We start from the raw sequence: 20,589 nt of genomic DNA, 5'->3' as shown, positions 1-20,589 counted from the left end.
AGCGTCGTGAGGGGTCGCCGGTGCCTCAGAAGACGAGCCCGTGCCGCTGCATCAGGGGCATGGTGGCCTCGAAGTCGACCTCGCCGCCGTATTCGGCCGCCAGCGGCGGAAGCGTTGCCGCGTCGTACTCGCCCCCGGTTCGGCCAGCTGGCGGAAGAGCTGTTCGATTCCGCCAGGCACGATCAGCTCGAGCACCCGCAGAGGCTCTTCGCCGGCATTCCAGAAGGTGTGCCAGCGACCCCTCGGCTTGAAGACCAGGTCGCCCGGCGAGGCAACGACTTCGTCGCCGTCCTCGAAGACTCCGAGCCGCCCGGCAAGCACGAGACTGTATTCGTCTTCCCGGCTGTGCCGGTGGATCGGTGCCGCGAGGGTGCGCGGCGCCAGCAGGTGTTCCACGACCGCGATAGCTCCACCCGAGTCAGCACTGTCAATGAGGTACCGGTCCAGAGCGCTGGCGTCTCCGGTCGACTCGATGTCGCGGGCAGTCTTCACACGGATGCCGGCCGACCCGGCTCGGTTCACGTTCATGATTCCTCCTCCTAGTGCGGGGACAGCGGGGTTGACGCGTACAGTGCGAACGCTAGGCCGCCCCCAGCCGATTGGATACCGGGATGGCGCCCGGGTTGAGGTCATTTACGACCCGTCACGGGCGCGCTCAGGTCAGCGCAAGCGTGCTCTTGCACCGCGGATACCTGCGGCATCCCAGGAACGGCCCGCGCTCGCCGGTGCGCTCAGCCATGAACGCAGGGCCGCACCACCCGAGGGTTAGGCTGCAACGTGTGAAAGCAGCAGCCGTGCCCACCCCCACCGAACGGCTGCCGGAGCGCGCAGCCGTGATCGACCTCGACGCGATCAGACACAACGTTCGCCACCTCGTTGCGCTCGCCGCCCCAGCCCGGCTGATGGCGGTCGTCAAAGCGGACGCCTACGGTCACGGGGTTCTCCCCGTCGCTCGCGCGGCGCTCGAGGCGGGAGCGGAGTGGCTCGGCGTGGCACACATATCGGAGGCACTAGCACTCCGCGCTGCGGCCATCTCGGTGCCGGTACTGGCCTGGCTGAACACCACAGACAGCGACTTCGCGGCGGCAATCGCCGCGGACATTGATCTCGGATGCTCCGGCTGGGAGTTGCCGCTCATCGCCCTGGCCGCGCAGCAGCAGCAAAAAACCGCACGCATTCATCTCAAGATTGACACCGGTCTGGGCCGCAACGGCAGCACCCCCACGGAGTGGGCCAACCTCGTGGCCCGCGCCCGACAGGCGGAAGCCAGCGGATCTGTGACCGTCGTGGGCATCTTCTCGCACCTCGCGGTGGCCGATGAACCCGACCGCGTCGAGACCGACGAACAGGTTGCGGCATTCACGACGGCCGTTGCTGTGGCGCAGGAGGCGGGGCTGAGCCCGATGCTGCGGCACCTCGCCAACAGCGCCGGCACGCTGTCCCGCCCCGACACGCACTTCGATCTGGTGCGGGCGGGGCTGGCCATCTACGGCCTGTCGCCGTTCGCCAACCAGACCTCGAACGACCTCGGATTGCGCCCGGCGATGACCTTGCGCACGCTTGTATCGGTGTGCAAAGACGTTCCCGCCGGACAGGGCGTCTCCTACGGGCTCAACTACCGCACCACGGCCCCGACCACGCTCGCCCTGATTCCATTGGGCTACGCCGACGGCATTCCACGCATCGCCACGGGAGGCCCGGTGCGAGTCAACGGCGTGACCTATCCCGTGGTCGGGCGCATCGCCATGGACCAGATGGTCATCGACCTCGGTGAGGCCGCACTCGTGGCCTCCGGCTCGTCGGTGATCGGTGCCGAAGCGGTGCTGTTCGGCCCCGGCGACGACGACGCATCCGTTGACGAGTGGGCGGCGGCCGCCGGCACCATCAATTACGAAGTGGTCACCCGCATCAGTCCCCGCGTTCCCCGCGTCTACCGAAACGTCTGAGACCAATCCGGGCAGGCCCGTCAGAGGCGCGGACGGCCAGCCCAGCGGTCGGCCTTGAGGGCTAGGTGCAGCTCAAGGCGCGCCTGCCCGCCGAGCGGGTCGACGCCCAATGCGGAACGGATGCGTCCCAGCCGGTTGTAAATACTGGTTCGGTGCAAATGCAGGTGCTCTGCGACCTCGGCCACGGACCCGTTCTTGTCGTAGAGCATCTCGAGCACGGGCAGCAGTTCCCCGTTTCGGTCGAGTGCCCGGAGTTCGGAGAAGAGCGCTGACTCGGACGGCAACACGTCTCGACTTGCGACGGCCAGGAATTGGTAGACCCCGGTAGCGCGAAACGATACGAGCGTGCCGAGCTGGGTATCAACCCTGGCCGCTTGCACGGCGCTCCGCGCCTCGGAGTAGGCACCGGGCAGCCGTCGCAGGTCGGTGAAGGGCTCGCTCAGCCCGATCAGGGCGGGTGCAGCCACCTGCCCACCGCGGCGGGACACCTCGAACTCAAAGCGCATTCGAACCTCGGACAGGTCGAAGCCGTCAATCTCGTCGTGGAGCAGCAGAACGGCATGCGTTTCGGTGCCGGCCGAGAACAGCACGGTATTGATGCCAAGCGTGGCATAGAGTGCGGCGAGACGGTGCAGCAGGCCGCTCTTGGCGGGGTCGCGCTGCGCGTTGTCACCACGCTCGAGCAGCGCGGCGAGCCGCCAGGGTCCGCGCCCGTGCACACCAGGCCAACCGTCCACCGCCACGCCGGCATTGCGGTCCCCCAAGCACGCGGCGAGGAATTGGGCCTCGTCGGTGCGCCGCGCTTTATAATCGGCGCTGGAACGGTTGAGCAGCATCTCTGCGAGGGCGTCCATCTCCGGGCGGATGAGCCGCAGCTCACGCAGAATCACCTCGGGCGTTTGCTCGTCGTCGAGCTGGAGGACCCACAGATACCCCACCCGGAATCCACGTGCCAGCAGCGGCACGCACACGCGGCCCAACATTCCGAGGTCGGCGTTGGCCGGCACGGGCACCGGCTTCACTGCCGAGGCGATACCGTGGCTGAGCTGCCAGGCGCTGACATCGGGCGGAACAACCTTGCTCAGCAGAAAGTTCGTGCGCACTCGGTCAGCCGTGGGTTGATGCGCGCTATACGCGAGCAGCCCGCCGTCGAGGTCTTCAAGCGAGAGAGCCCGGTCAATTCGCGCGGCGATGTTGACCACTGCTTGGTCAATATCGGCCGTTTTCATAGATTCAATCTAACGGAGCAGCGTGGACGTCAGGAGACGATCGACGCACCTGGGCGCTACAGATGTCGAGCCGACTGCGGGGTGTCTGCACGATGAATCCGCCCCTGACCACCGGCCTCGGGAAAGACAAATACCTGTATAAACGGCAATTTTCTGCCTTGTGTACCGCGCGACGGAGTTGCCCTCGGCCTCCGTTGTCCCCATGGCGGAGCCGGGGCGGCCTTTAAATCCGGGTTTATCATTTTAAAGCTGACCAAAGTCGATCAGCAGGCGTCTACAAGAAGCAGGAGTTCCCCATGATCATTGGCGTTCCAACCGAAGTCAAGAACAACGAGTTCCGCGTGGCCATCACCGCCGCCGGAGTGCACGAAGCCAAGATTCACGGCCACACCGTGCTGGTACAGGCCGGCGCGGGAATCGCCTCCGGCTTCGCTGACACCGACTACGAAGCCGCCGGTGCAACCATCGTCAAGACCGCCTTCGAGGTGTGGGCCAGCGCCGACATGATCCTCAAGGTGAAAGAGCCGATCGCGGCCGAGTACTCGTACTTTCGTGAGGGCTTGATCCTCTTCACCTACCTGCACCTCGCCGCCGAGCCCGCCCTCGCCAGCGCCCTGCTCGAGTCCGGCGTGACCGCGATCGCTTACGAGACCGTGCAGAAGGCTGACCGTTCACTGCCGCTGCTTGCCCCGATGAGCGAGGTTGCCGGACGCCTCGCCGTTCAGGTCGGCGCCGCGTCGATGACCCGACCGGGTGGTGGCCCGGGCATGCTGATGGGCGGGGTGCCCGGGGTGCGGGCCGCCAAGGTGACTGTGATCGGTGCCGGCGTCGCTGGCTCCAACGCCGCCGCCATGGCCATCGGGATGGGCGCTGACGTCACCATCCTGGACATCAACATCGACCGCCTGCGCGAACTCGACGCCCAGTACGCCGGACGTCTGAAGACCATCGCCTCGAACGCCTACGATATCAACCGTTCCGTCACCGAGGCCGACCTCGTGATCGGCTCCGTGCTGATCCCCGGCGCCAAGGCCCCCAAGCTCGTCACCAACGAGCTCGTGTCGCGCATGAAGCGGGGCTCCGTGCTCGTGGACATCGCGGTCGACCAGGGCGGCTGCTTCGAAGGCACACACGCCACAACGCACGAGAACCCCACCTTCCCCGTGCACGGTTCGATCTTCTACTGCGTCGCCAACATGCCCGGCGCCGTTCCGCAGACGTCGACCCTCGCGCTGACGAACGTGACTCTGCCCTACGCTTTGTCGATTGCCGACCGTGGCGTGCGTGCAGCATTCGAGCGGGACGCCGCCCTTGCCGGTGGCCTGAACATCGCCGCCGGAAAGGTCGCGAACCGCTCGGTCAGCGTCGCCCTCGACCTACCGCTCACGGATTGGACCGACCTCGTCTCAGAGGTCGAGCTCGCGCTGGTCTAGCAGCACTGGTCGCGGATGCCGGGTACGGCCTGATCGGTCGGCCCCGGCATCCGCGACCCACAATTTCTGCAGAGATCGGTGACCCCGACACTGTGCCCATTGCCTGGACTACAAGGAAGTATCTCCGATGTCGCAAGTGAAAACCAGCACGCATCCAGCGCCGAACGCGCAACCACACCTGGCACGATCGCTCTCGAACCGTCATATCCAGCTCATCGCCATCGGCGGTGCGATCGGAACGGGCCTGTTCATGGGCTCGGGGAAGACGATCTCCCTCGCGGGGCCGTCCGTGATCTTCGTCTATATGATCATCGGCTTCATGTTGTTCTTCGTCATGCGGGCCATGGGCGAGTTGCTGCTCTCCAACCTCGAATACAAGTCGTTCAGCGACTTCGCCGGTGACCTGCTCGGGCCGTGGGCCGCCTTCTTCACGAGCTGGACGTACTGGGTGTGCTGGATCGTCACCGCCATCGCCGAACTGATCGCGATCGCGCTGTATACGAGCTTCTGGTGGCCCGATCTGCCGCTATGGATTCCGGCGCTCGTGGCGGTAACGATTCTGCTCGGCTTCAACCTCACGAGCGTCAAGGCGTTCGGCGAGACCGAGTTCTGGTTCGCGCTGATCAAAATCGTGGCAATTGTCACGCTTATCGTCGTGGGCCTCGTGATGGTGTTCACTCAGTTCCAGTCCCCCAACGGCACCCCGGCGAGTTTCACCAACCTGTGGAACGACGGCGGGATGTTCCCGACCGGCCCGATGGGGTTCATCGCCGGTTTCCAGCTCTCCGTGTTCGCGTTCCTCGGGGTCGAGCTCGTGGGCACCACGGCCGCCGAAGCGCAGCACCCGGAGAAGAACCTTCCCAAGGCAATCAACTCCATTCCCATTCGCATCATGCTGTTCTACGTTCTCGCCTTGATCATGATCATGACGGTCACGCCGTGGCGTGAGGTCCGCGCCGATGTGAGCCCGTTCGTGGCGATGTTCGCCCTCGCAGGGCTCGGCGGGGCCGCGGCCGTGATCAACTTCGTCGTGCTCACGAGCGCGACATCCTCAGCGAACTCCGGTCTGTATTCAACATCCAGAATGCTTTTCGGGCTGTCGGTCGAGGGCACGGCATCGGGGCGGTTCCAACGTCTGACCCGCCACAAAGTGCCGGCCAACGCCCTGCTGTTCTCGTGCATGTTCCTGCTCATATCGGCTGTGCTGCTGTATTCGAGTTCATCGATCATGGCCGTGTTCACCGTGGTGACAACAATGGCGTCGGTGCTGTTCATCTTCGTGTGGACCATCATCGTGGTGAGCTACATCGTGTATCGCAAGCGCCGCCCGGCGCTGCACGCAGCATCCAAGTTCAAAATGCCCGGCGGCGTGTACATGAGTTATGTCCTGCTCGCGTTCTTCGTATTCCTGATCTGGGCGCTCACCCAGAAGACGGATACGCTGCAGGCGTTGGTCGTGACGCCGGTGTGGTTCATCGGGCTCGGCATCGCCTGGCTCATCATCCGCCGTCGCCCCGAAATGGCCGCTAATCAAGAACTTCACCGGGCGAGTGTCGAGGCCGATCGGGCTTTGGCGATCGCCTTCCGCGACTGAGGGTCGAGACGAGCCGGTCAGTCCGAGGCAGCGCGGTGCTCAGCCGGCGTCACAGGGGAGACATCCGCATGTACTGCAGCCTGTCCGCCTCCCGCCGGGCGTCCCGGAGGAGCCTCACCGTTCGCAGCACGAACCCGATCAGCGCCAGCACAGTGGAGACCGCGACCAGGTAGAGGGAAACCGTGACCATGAGGGCCGGCCTCTCCATTTCCACTCCGGGGTAGCCGGCTCCGAACTGCCACAGGGCGTATCCGGCACCGGCAAGCAGAACCACCAGGCCCAGGCTGCCCAGGAACAGCTTCGGGCCGTCGCCTCGCAGAAGCTGCACGATTCCGTCCAGGAGGAACGACGCCGCGAACGGCAGACACACCGTGCCCATCAGGATCCCGCAGTGCGCCACGACCAGCGCCCCCGTTGCGAGCAACACATTATCCGAACTCACGCTTCAGTCCCCCAACTGATTGGCTTTACTGCAAAGTTCAAGCCTAGGTGGGGGCGCGCCGCAAAAGAGGGCCTTGGCCTGCTTTTTTGTCCCCAGTGGGGGTGTCCCGGCAGTGAATATGGATGCCTGCTCCAGGTCCGGAACAGACTTCACACCGATTCGGAGGCTCCTGATTCGCCCTACCGAAGCCGTGAGGGGTCACAAATCGACCTTCAATCGACTCAGGAAGGTCGATTTGCGACCCCTCACAGCCGTCTTCAGCCACCGTGGCGGTTGGCGCTATCGAAAGTCGGTGACTTTGAGCCGCCGCTAACGTCATGGAGATGCGGCGAACACCTCGTCAAGCGTGACCAATTCGTTCCCGCCGAAGTATTTTTGTACGTCGGCGGGACATTCCACGGCAGCGATAGAAGGGGGCATATAGACATCAACCCGGTCGCCCACGAACTCGACCTCGATGCTGACGCAGACCAACACGTTGGCAACCCTCGAATTGAATCCACTTCCGGTGGAGCTTTGCCCCGATGCGGCGTAGCTAACCAGCACCTTCGGGTAGGACATTGATCGATCGACTACCGCGCCGAACGCCGCTCCGCGAGCCCAACCGGGTGTCTGTTCATCTGTGTCTTCGCGGATTGTGGCGAACGCCGGCTTGGGCCAGACGTCTCCTGTGGACACCGCATCCAAGTAGCTGTCGAAGTTGTGGCCAATGGCGCTTTCGATGGCTAGGGCGGAGACCTTCTCTATGGTGATCCTGGCCTCAAACATTGCCTCCTCTCGTATATTCGGACGCGAACCTGAGCACGCCGAAAGAGGGAGGATCAGGCACAAAACGAGAGCGGTCTCAACAACCCGTCGTCCTGAATGCCACGGCGCCTGTGTATCTCTGCTTGACAATCGATCTCCATTTTTCGCGGTGAAGCATCAGTAATGCGGCGCCTGGATGGTGCTTGGTGTTGATCGTGAAGACTCCACCCGGGCCGAATCTAGCGGGCGTGGCACCGCTGGCTACATCCCCAGAACGGGCAGGCCGTCCCACGTGACGCGGACCTGGGGATCTTCAGGAAAATGTAGGGCAGCCTGGCGCACGGTAGAACGTAAGCCAGTTTCCACAGGGTGCGCCTCGGCATCCGTCACGCGGCTATTTCTGCACCAACACCCTGGTCAGTCCTGCTGCTCCGGAGCCCGTCCCACCATCGGGGCCGGCCTCCGCATCGGCCGACGACCGGCGCTTCGGGCGCCCCCACGCTCCGCGGCCCGCGATCGCGAGCAGCGCCGGCACGAGCACCAGCATCACGACGAGCGCGTACACGGCGACGGACATCGCCAGGCCGAAGCCGAACATGGTCACGGTGCGCTGGTCGTTGAGAATGAAGCTGCCGAAGACGACGACCATGACGGATGCCGCGGCCAGGATCACCCGGGCCGTCGCGGCCAGGCCGTCACGCACCGCCCGGTCGGCGTCTCCCGTGCGGGCGAGCTCCTCCTTGACGCGGCTGAGCAGGAACACGGTGTAGTCGGTGGACAGCCCGAACAACACCGCGAACAGCATCACCGGAACGAACGATTCCACCGGGCCGGAGGACACCCCGAGCAGGCCGGCGGGCCACCACCCCCATTGGAACACGGCGACGACCGGGCCGTAGGCGGCGCCGACCGCGAACAGGTTCATGATGACGGCCATGGCCGCGATGAACGGCGCCCGGAACTCGATCAGCAGAACGATGAAGGCCAGCACGACGACGATCAGGATGAACCAGCCGATCTGCGCCAGGAGCGTGTCGGCCAGGTCGATACTGGTCGCCGTTGCCCCGCCGACGTGGGCGGCAGAATCCGGTGCCGCGGCCGGCAGCACGGTGTCGCGCAGGTCGTGCACGAGGGTTTCGGTGGCGGCGTCATCCGGCGAGCTGGTGGGGATCACGGTGAACAGCGCGGTCGTTCCGTTCTCGGCCAGCCGCGGGGGTGTGACCGCGCTGACGCCATCCGTTGCCGCCAGTTGCGTGTGCACGGCCATGCTTGCGGCCTGGCTCTCGGGCGGCGTGGAGTCGGCGCCGAAGTCGACCGTGACCAGGAGCGGGCCCGCCCACCCGGCGCCGAAGCCGTCGACGATGAGGTCGTAGGCCTTGCGCTGGGTGGTGTCGGCGGCCTGGGATCCACCGTCAGCGGTGCCGAGGCGAAGGGACAGCAGCGGCAGGGCGAGAATCGCCAGCACGAGCACGGCGGCGAGCGCCGAGACCCAGCGCCGACGCTGGATGCCGCCGACCCAGCCGCGCCAGCCGGAGGCGGGCCGCGGGTGGGAGGTGCTCGGGGCATCCGTCGCGGCATTCGTCACGGCCGTCTTCTTGCGGAGCTTGCGCACCCGCACGCGGTCCAGGTTGGTGCCGAAGATGGCCAGCAGCGCCGGCAGCAGGGTGACGGCGGCGAGCATCGTGGCACTTACCACGATGGCGCTGGCCAGCCCGAGGGAGGAGACGAACGGGATGCCGATGGAGTAGAGGCTGAGGATGGCGATGATCACCGTGGCGCCGGCCACCAGAACGGAACGGCCCGCGGTGGTCATGGCCGCCTCGATGGATGCGTTCGGGGCCAGGCCCTGGGACATCCCCTCACGGTGCCGGGTGACGATCAGCAGGGCGTAGTCGATGCCCACGCCCAGGCCGATCATGGCGGCCACGATCGGACCGGACGTGCCGATGGTCACCGTCGATGCGATCATGGTGATCGAGGCGAGCCCGATGCCGAGGGCCATCAGTGCGCTGACCAGGGTGACCAGCATCGCGAAGACGGAGCCGAACACCAGGAGCAGCACCAGGGCGGCGGCGAGCAACCCGTAGACCTCGCTTCCCGACGGCCCGGACTCGGCCTGGGCGGCGGGGCCGCCGAATTCGACCTGGACCCCGGCATCCTGCACGCCGTCGAAGGCCGCCTGCGTCTCGGCCAGCGTCTCGTCGGGGAAGTCCTTGGCCCGCTCGGTGAACTGGATGGTCACCATCGCCGTCATTCCGTCTTCGGAGACCATCGGCTGCGGAGGGTCGTACGGTGAGCGCACGGCGGCGACACCGTCGAGGGCGGCCAGCTCGGCCACGGCCCCCTCCACCGCGGTGCGGGTGGCCGGAGACGTGACGGGCTCCGCGGCATCCGTGCTGTGCACAATGGCCTGCATGCCGTCACCGGACAGTTCCGGGAACTGCTCGCGCAGGGTGTCGTAGGCGGCCTGCGAGTCGGTGCCGGCGAGGGTGAGGTCGTTGCTGAAGGTGCCGCCGATCGCCCGGCTGCCGACCAGGGCGCCGAGGAGCAGCACCAGCCACAGTCCGACCACGATCCAGCGGTAGCGGGTTGATATGCGAGCGAGTGCAGAGAGCACGGAGAGTCCCATCACGGTTCATCGAGTCCGGCAGCACCATTCGGGCTGCTGATCTGAGACTAAATGAAATGAGACAGCGTTGTCTAGTTTTGTGCCTGGGAGTTCTTGTTGCCTGTCGTCTTGTTGTCGGTCATCTTGTTGTCAGTCGTCTTGTTGTCGGTCGCGATGCCGCCGACCAGGGTGCGGAAGATGAGGTCGGACACGTCGGCGTCGGAGTGCTTCGTGGTCGGCGCGGCCCGAACGGCGGCGATGAGCAGGGAGGCCATGGCCGTGACGATCCACTCCGGTGACAGGTCGGAACGGATGTCGCCTTCGAGCTGACCGCGCTTGACGACGTCGACCACGGGGGCGAGCACCTGGTCGCGCTGGGTGAGGAATCGCGGGCTGGCGTCCGACGCCTTCATCAGGATGATGCGGAAGCGCATCCCGTGCTTGCCCAGCGCGCCGATGACGCGCCGGAGCACCTCGAGCGCGTTCCCGTCGTCGAGGCGACACGCGAAGAGGGTCTCCGACGCGCGGGTGAGGGCCTCCGCCTGGATCGCCTTGAGCAGGGTCTGCCGGTTGCTGAAGTGGCGGTAGAGGGTGGCGCGGGTCAGGTTCGCGGCCTGCGCGACATCCGCCATCGAGGAGTCGGGGTCGCGGGCGAGCACGTCGGCCGCCGCCGCAAGGAGGGCCCGCTGGTGGCGTTCCACGTCGATGCGCGGCACGGCTGGCTGTTTAGGGCTGGGCATGGAACCTTTCCGGGGAGTGCGTCGCTGTCGAGAATACGCGACGGGGGCATCCATGGCGGGCTGGGCCCTCACGTCACTCGACGATCTTCCAGAAGGAATCTTTGCGGGTGATCTTGGCGTGCTCGTGGAACTCGAGCAGGTCGAGCCCGCGCACCTCGATCTGCTGGCCCGCGTTCGAGGTTCCGGTCAGCGTCCACTCGGACACCCCGACGCCGACGCCGTCACTGACACCGTCGTTGCCCACCCGGTGCCGGCCGTCGCCGTAGTACACATCGGGGATGCCCTCGAAGCGCTTGGCGAGCCCGGCCCTGACCGCCTCTTTGCCCACGAACCGGTCGCCGCGCGGCTTCGCACCCCCGGCAGGTAGAAGACGCAGTCGTCGGCGAAGTAGCCCATGATGGCGTCCAGGTCATGCCGGTTGAAGGCATCCAGAAAGTTATTCAGCACGTCGCGTGTCACTTTGTCGCTCATGTGAACCTGCCTCCTCGTGTGCCGTGCGAGCCCACCGGGCTCGAGCGATGAATCTGTGCGAGCGTAACCAGCGACGCGCAATGCTCCAAGGACGCGCAATGCTTCAAGGATTACGCCCAGACTGCGCCTCCCAACACAGCTCGGATGCTCCCCCGCCAACGCGACCCGATCGCGGCGAGGTATCGCTACTAGGGGCGGTCAGGCATCCGTTCTGGTCAGAGCCGTGCCGGTCAGAACGGCGCCTCGTCGGGCAGTGGCGGCCGAGCGGGTCTGGACGTTCGGGGAGTTGTCGGGGGCGCACCCGGTGGGGCGATCCGGGTGGCCGGCTCCGTCACGAACTCGCGTCCGGACGGTGAATTCCAGGTGAGGATGCCGCCGGGTTCTTGTTTCACCGTCCACCCGGTCTCGGTCTTCAGCGCGTGACAGCCCGGGCAGAGATGGGCCAGGTTGTTGTGGGCGGTGTGGCCGAGGTCTTGCCACTCATGGGTATGGTCGAGGTCGGCGGTGCGGGCCGGCTGGTTGCAGCCGGCGAAGCGGCAGGTTTCGTCGCGTAATCGGAGGAACCGCCGGAGCGCCTTCGGAACCTTGTACCGTTCGCGGCCGACCGAGAGCACGATCCCCGTCTCGGGATGGGTCAGGATGCGCGTGAAACTCGGCGCTCGCGAGGCCAGGTCGCGGGCTGTGTCGGGGTCGATCGGCCCGTAACCCTCGAGGTAGCCGGGTTCTTCGCTGTGGCCGAGGAGCGTCATCACCGGGACGGTGATCTGAACCGTGGCGCGGATGCCCTTGCCGATGCCCGACGGGGTCACACCGTCGATCAGCAGGTCGCTGATCACGTCGGTGCGCACCTGGGTGAGGGAGCGCTGCTCCCCCGGCCCCATCAGGCTGAGGGCGGCGTCGTTCGCTCGGGCGAAGATGGCGTGCACGGTGTCGGCGCTCGTGGTCACGGTCAGGGTCGCCATGCCGTCGGGTTCCGCCTGAAGATAGGAGGTGCGCTCCGCGAAGGATTTCTCTCGCCGGGCGGTGATGGATTCCGGGTGCAGGCGCTCGCGGAGCACGCGGGCCTTGTGCTTGAGCTTGGCCGCCGTCAGGGTGCGCGCGGCCGGCAGCAGCGCCTCCTCGAAGGCGGGTAGCGCCGCTTCGGGCACCGAGCAGGCCTGCCCGATCAGCACCTGGGCGTGACGGTAGCTGATCTCCCCGGCCTGCAGCGCCGCCCGGGTGCCGGGGAGGTCTTCGGCCAGGGACCGGGACTCGGCGATCAGGCTCACTGCGGTGGGTTCGGGGATGCGCAGGGTGCAGGCCAGTTCGCTGGAGAATTCACGCCGGGCGATCTCGTCGGGGTCCCACCGGGCACCCGCTCGGCGGGGTGTTTTTGCGGCAAACTTATCGCTGAAGCGGCGGGCCTCATCGATCATGTCGGCCCGCTGCGCGAACCCACGCGCGAGACCCCGGTCGACGGCGGCGATCGCGTCGAAACGCGAGCCGAGCTGCGCCTGTGGGGTGCTCACCGAGGGGGTCATGGCACTCACGTTACGGGGTACCACTGACATTCTTTGAGGGTTTCTCAGTGGCTCGAACAAGCTGGTCAAAGTATTTTTGGGGAGGGATTGTCGGCAGCGACGCCCGCCTCGCCGGGCGGCTCGGCGAGGCCCTACGGGTAGAGACTGGCCGCCGCGACGCGGCCCACGGCATCCGTCACCTGGTCCAGCAGCCGGGAGGCGATGTTCCAGCGCTGCCAGTAGAGCACCACGTCGATCGGATGCCCCGGGGCCAGTTCCACGAGCCGGCCGTCGCCGATCTCGGTGAGGCATTGCTGCTCGGGCAGCAGCCCCCAGCCCAGGCCGAGCACCACCGCACGGGCGAAGTCGGCCGAGGTGGGGATGTGGTGACGCGGGACATCCGCGGCCCGGCCGCCGATGCTGCGCAGGAACCGGTGCTGCAGGTCGTCGCGACGGTCGAAGTTGACCATCGGGGCGGTGTCGAGCCCGGCGAGGTCAGGACCGGCGGTGTCTGGCCCGGCGGTGCTTGCCACACCGCCCAGCCAGGCCTCGACGCACCGGGGGCTGGCCACAGCCCGATAGCGCATCGAGCCCAGCCGCGCCGAGCTGCACCCCTGCACCGCCTCCGCCGTGGAGGTGACCGCCGCCATTACGGCACCTGAACGCAGCAGCGAGGTGGTGTACTCCTGCTCCTCAAGGTAGATATCGAAGACAGCGCCGCTGTCGGTGGGCACGGCGGCGAGCGCATCCAGGAGCCAGGTGCCCAGGGAATCGGCGTTGACCGCCAGCGCCAGCGAGGTGCGGCCGCCCGTCTGCAGGCCCGCGCCGAGCTCGGTGGCCACGTCGCTCTCGAGCAACTGCACCTGCCGCGCATGCCGCAGCACGATGTCGCCGGCAACGGTGGGCAGAACCGGGTTCACCCGCTGGACCAGCACTTGACCGGCATCCTGTTCCATGGCCTTGACCCGTTGCGAGACAGCGGATGCCGTCAGCCGCAGCCGCTGCGCCGCCGCCTCGAACGTGCCCTCCTCGACGAGCGCAACCAGGGTGTGCAGGTGGTCCAGCTGGAACGCCATCATTAGCCTCGCTTAGGTATGCTTCGAAGGTTTAGCTGTACTGCGTGTTGAGCGCCTCCTAGATTTGCCACCATGGACCTCGCCACCACCCTCCTCCCCGCGCTGCTCGGGTTCGGCACCGGACTCGCCCTGATCGTCGCGATCGGCGCCCAGAACGCCTATGTTCTGAGGCTCGGGATCGAGGGGCGCACGCGCACCATCCTGCCGGCGGTGCTGATCTGTTCCATCTCGGATGCCGCGCTCATCTTCGCGGGAATCCTCGGCATCGGCCTGCTGGTGGAACAGACCCCGGTGGCGCTGATCGTGATCCGGGTTGTCGGGGCCGCGTTCCTGCTGGCCTACGGGGTGTTCGCCGCCGTACGGGCCTTCAAACCGGGCTCCCTGGTGGCGAATGCTTCGCCGACCCCGATCGGCACCAAGGTGGCGGTGGCGACCATGCTCGCACTCACCTGGCTGAACCCGCACGTCTACCTGGACACCCTGATCTTCCTCGGGTCGGTCGCCAACCAGCAGGGCGAGGCCGCCCGCTGGTGGTGGGGCGCCGGCGCCATCACGGGCAGCTTCGTGTGGTTCTTCAGCCTCGGCTTCGGTGCCCGCCATCTGCGGCGGTTCTTCGCCCGCCCGCGTTCGTGGCGCATCCTCGACGGTTTCATCGCCGTCGTGATGCTCTCGCTCGGGGTACGGATGGCTTTCGGGGTGTAGCGGCGCCCGGGGTAGGGGTTTGCCTGCCGCCCGCCGCGCCGGCGCCCGTTCCACACCGCCCGCCGCCCGCCGCCCGCCGCCCGCCGCCCGCCGCCCGAACGAATTCGACGGAGATTTTGGCTCAAACGCCCGAAAAAGGCACTTTCAGGCACGTTTTGGCGAGAATCTCCGTCGAATTCGTTAGGGGCTGGGCGGGGGAATGGGTCAGGGGAACGAACGGGGAGTCGGAACACGGACGAGCTACCGCGCGCACCAGACCCCGGCCTGCATCGTCGCCGTGACACACAGGCCCGCGTCGAGCACGATCAGGTCGGCGCGGAGGCCGGCGGCGAGGCGACCGCGGTCGGGGAGGCCGATCATGTCGGCCGGGTTCTGGGTGGCCGCCCGCACCGCGACGGCCAACGGCACTCCGGCGGTGTGCACGGCGTAGCGCACGGCTTCGCTCAGGGTCAGCACGCTGCCGGCGATCGTGCCGTCGGCCAGGCGCGCCACGCCGTTGGCGACGCTCACGTCGAGGCCGCCGAGCTTGTAGGCGCCGTCGTCCGCGCCGGCAGCGGCCATGGCATCCGTGACGAAGACGGGCCGCGACGGGCTTTCGATGATGAACCGCACGACGGCCGGATGCAGGTGCACGCCGTCGGCGATGAGCTCGGCGAAGACGTTCGGGTCTTCAAGCAACGCGAGAGCCGGGCCGGGCTCACGCTGGTGAATCTGCCGCATCGCGTTGAATACGTGCGTTCCTGCCGTGGCCCCCGCCGCGATCGCCTGCCGCGTCAGGTCGTAGTTCGCGTCGGTGTGCCCGATCGCGGCCACGGCCCCGTGGCCCGCGATCTGCGTCACGGCCGCGAGCCCGCCCTCCAGTTCAGGCGCGATGGTGACCATGCGCACGGTGCCTCGCCCCGCCCGCATCAACCGGTCGACGGTCTCAGTATCAGGCTCGCGCAACAAGCTCTCGTCGTGGGCCCCGCGGTGAACCGGACTCAGCCACGGGCCCTCCAGATGGATGCCGGCCAGCACTCCCCGTTCGACCAGCCCGGCCAGGGCTGCCACGGTGCGCTCGAATGTGTCAAGGGGACCGGTGACGAGACTGGCCATCATCGTGGTCGTGCCGTGAGCCCGGTGGGTCGCGGTGATCCGCGCCACGGCGGCGTCGGTGTCGGCGTCGTTGAAGCTGCTGCCGCCGCCGCCGTGCGTGTGGATGTCGACGTAGCCGGGCGCCAGGGTGCTCTCCGCGAAGACGTGGTCGGGCGCGCGGGGCGGCTCGCCCGCGCCGCACGCCACGATCAGTCCCGCACGGATGTCCACCCACCCCGGCGTGTGCACCGCATCGGGTGCGATCACGGCCCGGGCAGCGAGGAGCATCGAGTCGACCGGGGTGGGTGCGGGCGGGGTCATGAGGGTGTCTCCAGGAGTCAGTGAGTTGCAGAAAACGGGGTGAGGAAACGCGTCAGGAATCGCGGCGCGTCAGATCCCCTGCCAGGCGTGCTTGTTGGCCCAGGCGTACTTGTAGTAGGCGAGGTTCTCGAGCCGGGAGGCGGCGGCCTCGTCGACGATGACCGTCACATGCGGGTGCAGCTGGATGACGGATCCCGGCTTGCTCGACGTGATCGGTCCCTCGACGGCGGCGGCGATGGCATCCGCTTTCTCCTCGCCGAAGGCCAGCAGAATGAGGTGCCGGGCCCGCAGAATGGTGCCCAGACCCTGCGTCATGCAGTGGATCGGCACGTCGTCGGGGGATGCGAAGAACCGCGCGTTGTCGACGCGGGTCTTCTCGGCGAGGGTCTTGATGCGCGTGATCGACGCGAACGACGACCCCGGCTCGTTGAACCCGACGTGCCCGGTACGGCCGATGCCGAGAATCTGCACGTCGATGCCGCCGGCGGCGCGAATGGCTGCCTCGTAGTCGACGCCCGCGGTCTCAATTGTGGCCAGGTCGCCGTTCGGCACCTGGATGTTCCCGGGGGTGAGACCGATCGGCACGACGGCGTCGCGGGTGATCACGGAGCGGTAGCTTTCCGGGTGGTCGGCCGGCAAGCCGACGTACTCGTCCAGTGCGAAGCCGCGCACCCGAGAGACGTCCATCGGGTTCTCCGCCAGCGACGCGGCGAGCGCCGCATAGACCGAGAGCGGGGTCGAGCCGGTGGCCAGACCCAGCACCGCGTCGGGCTTCCGGGTGATGAGTGCGCGAATGGATGCCGCCGCGAGCGTTCCCGCCGCGGCCTCACTGTCAACAAAAACTACTTCAGCCATTATTCGTGCTCCAGATTCTGGATTGTGTGGACTAGACCGACGTCGAGGAGGCGGAGTCCGGCGCACTGGCGTCGGGCACCTCGTCGTCGCCGCGGCCGGGGGTCTTCAGATTCCACTTGCGGATCACGAAGCGGAACAGGAAGTAGTAGATCGCGCCATACGCCAGCCCGATCGGGATGAGCAGGAGCGGTTTCTCGGCGAGGCCGAAGTTGAGCACGTAATCGAACAGACCCGCGCTGAAGCTGAAACCGTCGCGAATGCCCAGTGCGTTCACCAGAGCCATCGACGTCCCGGTGAGGAACGCGTGGATGACGAAGAGGGGGAACGCCACGAACATGAACGAGAACTCGAGGGGCTCGGTGACGCCGGTGAGCATGGCGGTGAGGGCACCGGAGAGCATGATGCCGCCGACGATCTTCTTCTGGGACGGCTTCGCCTCATGCCAGATGGCGAGGGCTCCGGCGGGCAGGGCGAACATCATGATCGGGAAGAACCCGGTCATGAAGGTTCCGGCGGTGGGGTCGCCGGCGAAGAACCGCGCGATGTCGCCGCTGGCGCCGTTGTAGTCGCCGATCACAAACCACACCACGGAATTGAGAATGTGGTGCAGCCCCACGGGGATGAGCAACCGGTTGGTGGTGCCGTACAGGAAGCCGCCCCAGATGTCGTTGGAGGTGACGACATCGCCGAAGGCCGTCAATCCGCCGGCGAAGGCCGGGTAGACGAAGCTGAGGAGAACGCCGAGTGCGAGCGCCACCACGGCGGTGATGATCGGGACGAAGCGTCGGCCACCGAAGAAGGCGAGATAGCTGGGCAAGGAGATGCGGTGATATTTCTGCCAGAGCACCGCAGATACGATACCCATCAGGATGCCGCCGAGCACGCTGTAATCGACGAGAACCTGGGGGTCACCCTTGGCCGGCAGCCCCAGTACGAGAGGCGACATCGCCTCACCGACCTTGGAGAAGACGAGATAGCCGACCACGGCCGCGAGGGCGGTCGAGCCGTCGGACTTCTTCGCGAAGCCGATCGCGACGCCGACCGCGAAGAGCAACGGGAGGGCACCGAACAGCGCCCCGCCCGCCGAGGCGATGACGGCTCCGCCCGTTTCGAAGCCGGGAATGGCGCCGAGCAGGTCAGGCTGACCGATGCGGAGAAGCAGCCCGGCGGCAGGCAACGCCGCGATGGGCAACATAAGGCTGCGGCCGACTCGCTGAGCCTGGCCGAGGCCCGGTATTTTTCGTCGCGTCCCGGCGTCTTCGGTGATGCTGGACATGAATTCCTCCTGTGATGGGTGTGGTGTGTGGGGCCCGGTCTCATGCCGGGCCGGAGATCAGAGCTGGTGCCGGAGATTCAGGGTCATGTGAATCTGGTAGCGATCACCGCGGTACCAGGACGTGACGTACTCGATGGCGGCTGACCCCGCCGACGAGGTGCGCCGGAAGACGATGAGCGGCGCCCCCGCGGTGACGCCCAGCGTCTCCGCGAGTTGGGGACCGGCAGCATCCGCCCAGACCGCCTGCTCGGCGTTGTCGATGCGCAGGCCGTATTCGGTCGCGAACGTCGCGTACAGGGAGCGGGTGAGGTCTTGCTCGCCAAGATTCGGCAGCAGCTCCGCCGGATAGTAGCCGCGTTCGAGGGCCATCGGGGTGCCGCCGGCCAGCCGGAGCCGTTCGACGACCTGCACCCGGGCGCCCGCGCCGAGGCCGAGTGCCGCCCGCACATCGAGCGGTGCCTCGATCAGCGCGGTGGCCAGCAGGAGTGTTGCCGGAACAAGACCGCGGCGGCGCATGTCCTCGGTGAAGGAGGCCAGGTGCAGATCGCTCTGCACGCGCTCGCCCGCCACGAAGGTGCCCTTGCCCTGGATGCGGTAGAGCAGACCCTCCTCGACCAGCTGACGGATGGCCTCCCGCACGGTCGACCGGCTGACGCCGTATTTCGCCATCAGCTTGCGCTCGGGCGGAATCGCGGCGTGTGGAGCCAGGGTCTCCTCGACCAGATCCTGCAGGATCGAGCGCAGTTGCGTTTGCTTGGACACCGGCCCGGCTGCGAGCATTGAGCTCTCCTCCTGAGTCTGGCTCATGGCGTTGCCTTTCACTTGTTGATCGGTTCGGTCGGCGTCGAGCCCGAGTGGTGTAGTACCACTTCCACTGAGTGGTCCGTACTGGTACGATCCAATAGTTAGATCATGAAGGCAGGGCACCCCACTTGTCAACACCGAGTGCGGCCCGAGCCTTCGATCGAATCGCAGTCGATGAGCCCGTCGCAGTGCCCACCACAGAAGGAACAGAAGATGACTAGCAAAGCCGCGCAGATCCTGGCCGCCCTCGGCGGAAAAACCAACATCGTCGAAATCGAGGCGTGCATCACTCGCCTGCGCACCGAGGTGACCGACCCCGCGGTCGTGAACGAGGCGGCGCTCAAGGCCGCCGGAGCGCACGGTGTCTTCCGTTCCGGCACCATTGTGCAGGTCGTCGTGGGCCCCGAGGCCGACAACCTGGCCGAGGACATCGAGGACCTGCTGTGATCGTTCTCTCCCCCGTGCCCGGCCGCGCCGTGCCGCTCGCCGAGGTACCCGACCCCACCTTCGCCCAGGCCATCGTGGGCCCGGGCGCCGCGATCGACCCGCCGCGCGGCGTGGTCGACGCCATCGCCCCGATCAGCGGCACCCTGCTCAAGGTGTTCCCGCACGCCTACGTGATCGTCTCCCCCGACGGTCTGGGTGTGCTTGTGCATTTGGGTATCGACACCGTCGAACTGCACGGCGAGGGCTTCACCCTGCTCGCACAACAGGGCGACCACGTCTCTGCCGGCGACATCATCGTCACCTGGGACGTGTCGGCGATCGAGGCCACCGGGCGCAACCCGATCGTGCCGGTGATCATCCTCGAACAGAAGGCGGAGAACATCACGCTGGCGGATGCCGTCACGGCCGGCGCCCAGCTCGAGTCGGGCGACGTCTTCCTGACGGTCACCCGCTGACCGTCCACCGCTGACCGTCGACCGTCGACGCATCCGCCGGGGGATTCATGGCGCTGGCGCTGGTGCTGGTGCTGGTACTGGTACTCGTGCTCATCGTGCTGCCGCCCGCGGCTCGCCTGCGGTCCGGTCGGAGGTTACGTGCGCGGCCGCGTCGCCGATCTCGGCGAGCAGCACCGTCAGGCGCCGCCGGCGCCCGTTTCCGGACGGTCGTCGCCGTGCTCGGCGTTGGCTCCCCGGGCCAGCACGAACATCAGGGACGACAGCCGGTTCAGGTACCGAGCGGTGAGCGGGTCCACGGAGGTCGGGTGCAGGTCGATGGCAACCCACACCGCTCGCTCGGCACGGCGCACGACGCCACGCGCCTGGTAGAGCAGTGCGGCTGCGACCGTCCCGCCGGGGAGTACGAAGCCGCTCAGGTCGGCGGCCTGCTGCGCAAAGTGATCGACGGCACGCTCGAGCCGGACACGGTGCGACTCGCGGATGCGTGCCGGTGCCGGCTCAGGGTCGTCGAGGGGCACGGACAGGTCGGCCACCAAATCGAACAGGTCGTTCTGCACGCTGGCGAGCGTACTGGTCACCTCGATGGGCAGGCCACCGGCAGCCATGGCCAAGCTGACGGCCGCGTTGGCCTCGTCGCAGGCTTCGTAGGCGGCGACACGCACGTCGGTCTTGGCCACGTCGCCGTGCCGGCCGGAGGTGGTGCGGCCGGAATCGCCCTTGCCGGTGTAGAGGGCCGGTTGGGCCGGTTGGGCCGGTTCGAATTCTCCGAGGTCAGCCATAGCGGCCACGATAGTAATCGCCGCGCCATCCGCGTCGCGTTTAGGCGAGCCGCAAGCAGTTTTCTGCTCGCACCTTCGGCGACAGTGACGT

The 20,589-nt window shown here is 66.9% G+C and carries 22 protein-coding genes; 6 read left to right on the top strand and 16 right to left on the bottom strand.

From position 1 onward, the window contains the following. Positions 1 to 51: 51 nt before the first annotated feature. Together E3O62_RS09220 and E3O62_RS17560 are read right to left on the bottom strand one after the other, a co-directional pair. On the bottom strand, positions 52 to 528 hold the full coding sequence (locus E3O62_RS09220; RefSeq protein ID WP_198413778.1) for a cupin domain-containing protein: 477 nt from the start codon (positions 526 to 528) through the stop codon (positions 52 to 54). Between the two features lie 127 nt (positions 529 to 655). Then, positions 656 to 739 (bottom strand): topoisomerase DNA-binding C4 zinc finger domain-containing protein, encoded by an 84-nt coding sequence (locus E3O62_RS17560; protein ID WP_104171472.1) that lies wholly within the window; start codon positions 737 to 739, stop codon positions 656 to 658. A 40-nt stretch (positions 740 to 779) separates the two neighbouring features. Between E3O62_RS17560 and alr the strand changes: the two genes are divergently transcribed. After that, positions 780 to 1,946 carry an alanine racemase gene (gene alr / locus E3O62_RS09210; protein ID WP_241973403.1) on the top strand — a complete coding sequence of 389 codons (1,167 nt, stop codon included), beginning with the start codon at positions 780 to 782 and terminating at the stop codon, positions 1,944 to 1,946. A gap of 20 nt (positions 1,947 to 1,966) precedes the next feature. Here alr and E3O62_RS09205 read toward each other — a convergent pair whose 3' ends face one another. Next, positions 1,967 to 3,175, bottom strand: a complete 1,209-nt coding sequence (locus E3O62_RS09205; protein ID WP_134398297.1) for a CdaR family transcriptional regulator — start codon at positions 3,173 to 3,175, stop codon at positions 1,967 to 1,969. Between the two features lie 296 nt (positions 3,176 to 3,471). On the opposite strand from E3O62_RS09205, the gene ald reads away from it, so the two are divergent. Both ald and cycA read left to right on the top strand, forming a co-directional pair. Then, positions 3,472 to 4,608 (top strand): alanine dehydrogenase, encoded by a 1,137-nt coding sequence (ald, locus tag E3O62_RS09200; RefSeq protein ID WP_134398296.1) that lies wholly within the window; start codon positions 3,472 to 3,474, stop codon positions 4,606 to 4,608. A gap of 127 nt (positions 4,609 to 4,735) precedes the next feature. After that, complete coding sequence (gene cycA / locus E3O62_RS09195; protein ID WP_134398295.1) at positions 4,736 to 6,202, top strand: D-serine/D-alanine/glycine transporter; 1,467 nt, start codon at positions 4,736 to 4,738, stop codon at positions 6,200 to 6,202. A gap of 49 nt (positions 6,203 to 6,251) precedes the next feature. On the opposite strand, the gene E3O62_RS09190 is transcribed toward cycA, so the two are convergent. The 8 genes from E3O62_RS09190 to E3O62_RS09160 form a co-directional block, all read right to left on the bottom strand. Further along, positions 6,252 to 6,644 (bottom strand): hypothetical protein, encoded by a 393-nt coding sequence (locus tag E3O62_RS09190; protein WP_134398294.1) that lies wholly within the window; start codon positions 6,642 to 6,644, stop codon positions 6,252 to 6,254. A 315-nt stretch (positions 6,645 to 6,959) separates the two neighbouring features. Next, a complete protein-coding gene (locus E3O62_RS09185) occupies positions 6,960 to 7,412 on the bottom strand; it encodes a hypothetical protein (protein WP_134398293.1) in 453 nt (150 codons plus the stop codon). A gap of 373 nt (positions 7,413 to 7,785) precedes the next feature. Continuing rightward, entirely contained in the window at positions 7,786 to 10,008 is a 2,223-nt protein-coding gene (locus E3O62_RS09180) for an MMPL family transporter (protein ID WP_166786451.1), read from the bottom strand. Positions 10,009 to 10,091: 83 nt separating this feature from the next. Then, complete coding sequence (locus E3O62_RS09175) at positions 10,092 to 10,739, bottom strand: TetR/AcrR family transcriptional regulator (protein WP_166784648.1); 648 nt, start codon at positions 10,737 to 10,739, stop codon at positions 10,092 to 10,094. Positions 10,740 to 10,812: 73 nt separating this feature from the next. Beyond that, positions 10,813 to 10,944 carry a hypothetical protein gene (locus E3O62_RS17555; protein ID WP_370448903.1) on the bottom strand — a complete coding sequence of 44 codons (132 nt, stop codon included), beginning with the start codon at positions 10,942 to 10,944 and terminating at the stop codon, positions 10,813 to 10,815. Next, on the bottom strand, positions 10,926 to 11,210 hold the full coding sequence (locus E3O62_RS17550; RefSeq protein WP_198413777.1) for a nuclear transport factor 2 family protein: 285 nt from the start codon (positions 11,208 to 11,210) through the stop codon (positions 10,926 to 10,928). Before E3O62_RS17550 ends, E3O62_RS17555 begins: the two co-directional genes overlap by 19 nt. A gap of 230 nt (positions 11,211 to 11,440) precedes the next feature. Further along, positions 11,441 to 12,730, bottom strand: a complete 1,290-nt coding sequence (locus E3O62_RS09165) for an HNH endonuclease signature motif containing protein (RefSeq protein WP_166786450.1) — start codon at positions 12,728 to 12,730, stop codon at positions 11,441 to 11,443. Positions 12,731 to 12,861: 131 nt separating this feature from the next. Further along, positions 12,862 to 13,788, bottom strand: a complete 927-nt coding sequence (locus tag E3O62_RS09160) for a LysR family transcriptional regulator ArgP (protein ID WP_198413776.1) — start codon at positions 13,786 to 13,788, stop codon at positions 12,862 to 12,864. A gap of 69 nt (positions 13,789 to 13,857) precedes the next feature. Between E3O62_RS09160 and E3O62_RS09155 the strand changes: the two genes are divergently transcribed. After that, positions 13,858 to 14,487 carry a LysE/ArgO family amino acid transporter gene (locus E3O62_RS09155; protein WP_134398289.1) on the top strand — a complete coding sequence of 210 codons (630 nt, stop codon included), beginning with the start codon at positions 13,858 to 13,860 and terminating at the stop codon, positions 14,485 to 14,487. Between the two features lie 240 nt (positions 14,488 to 14,727). On the opposite strand, the gene nagA is transcribed toward E3O62_RS09155, so the two are convergent. The 4 genes from nagA to E3O62_RS17415 all read right to left on the bottom strand — a co-directional run bounded on the left by nagA (position 14,728) and on the right by E3O62_RS17415 (position 18,820). After that, a complete protein-coding gene (gene nagA, locus E3O62_RS09150; RefSeq protein ID WP_241973401.1) occupies positions 14,728 to 15,882 on the bottom strand; it encodes an N-acetylglucosamine-6-phosphate deacetylase in 1,155 nt (384 codons plus the stop codon). A gap of 69 nt (positions 15,883 to 15,951) precedes the next feature. Next, the gene (locus tag E3O62_RS09145; RefSeq protein ID WP_134393747.1) at positions 15,952 to 16,737 is read right to left on the bottom strand and encodes a glucosamine-6-phosphate deaminase; all 786 of its coding nucleotides are present in this window, start codon (positions 16,735 to 16,737) and stop codon (positions 15,952 to 15,954) included. A 31-nt stretch (positions 16,738 to 16,768) separates the two neighbouring features. Next, positions 16,769 to 18,013, bottom strand: a complete 1,245-nt coding sequence (locus E3O62_RS09140; protein WP_104171484.1) for a PTS transporter subunit EIIC — start codon at positions 18,011 to 18,013, stop codon at positions 16,769 to 16,771. 57 nt (positions 18,014 to 18,070) lie between these two features. Next, positions 18,071 to 18,820, bottom strand: coding sequence for a GntR family transcriptional regulator (locus E3O62_RS17415; RefSeq protein ID WP_134374105.1), 750 nt, complete (start codon positions 18,818 to 18,820; stop codon positions 18,071 to 18,073). 171 nt (positions 18,821 to 18,991) lie between these two features. Here E3O62_RS17415 and E3O62_RS09130 point away from each other — a divergent pair, with 171 nt between their 5' ends. After that, positions 18,992 to 19,264, top strand: a complete 273-nt coding sequence (locus tag E3O62_RS09130) for a glucose PTS transporter subunit EIIB (RefSeq protein WP_255570053.1) — start codon at positions 18,992 to 18,994, stop codon at positions 19,262 to 19,264. Beyond that, a complete protein-coding gene (locus E3O62_RS09125) occupies positions 19,261 to 19,719 on the top strand; it encodes a PTS glucose transporter subunit IIA (protein WP_134398288.1) in 459 nt (152 codons plus the stop codon). Before E3O62_RS09130 ends, E3O62_RS09125 begins: the two co-directional genes overlap by 4 nt. Positions 19,720 to 19,895: 176 nt before the next feature. On the opposite strand, the gene E3O62_RS09120 is transcribed toward E3O62_RS09125, so the two are convergent. Further along, a complete protein-coding gene (locus E3O62_RS09120) occupies positions 19,896 to 20,498 on the bottom strand; it encodes a cob(I)yrinic acid a,c-diamide adenosyltransferase (protein WP_134393743.1) in 603 nt (200 codons plus the stop codon). Positions 20,499 to 20,589 lie beyond the last annotated feature (91 nt).

Source organism: Cryobacterium sp. TMT2-15-1 (genome assembly GCF_004402345.1).
Classification (GTDB): Bacteria; Actinomycetota; Actinomycetes; order Actinomycetales; family Microbacteriaceae; genus Cryobacterium; species Cryobacterium sandaracinum.
This window is presented reverse-complemented; position numbering and strand designations above follow the sequence as displayed.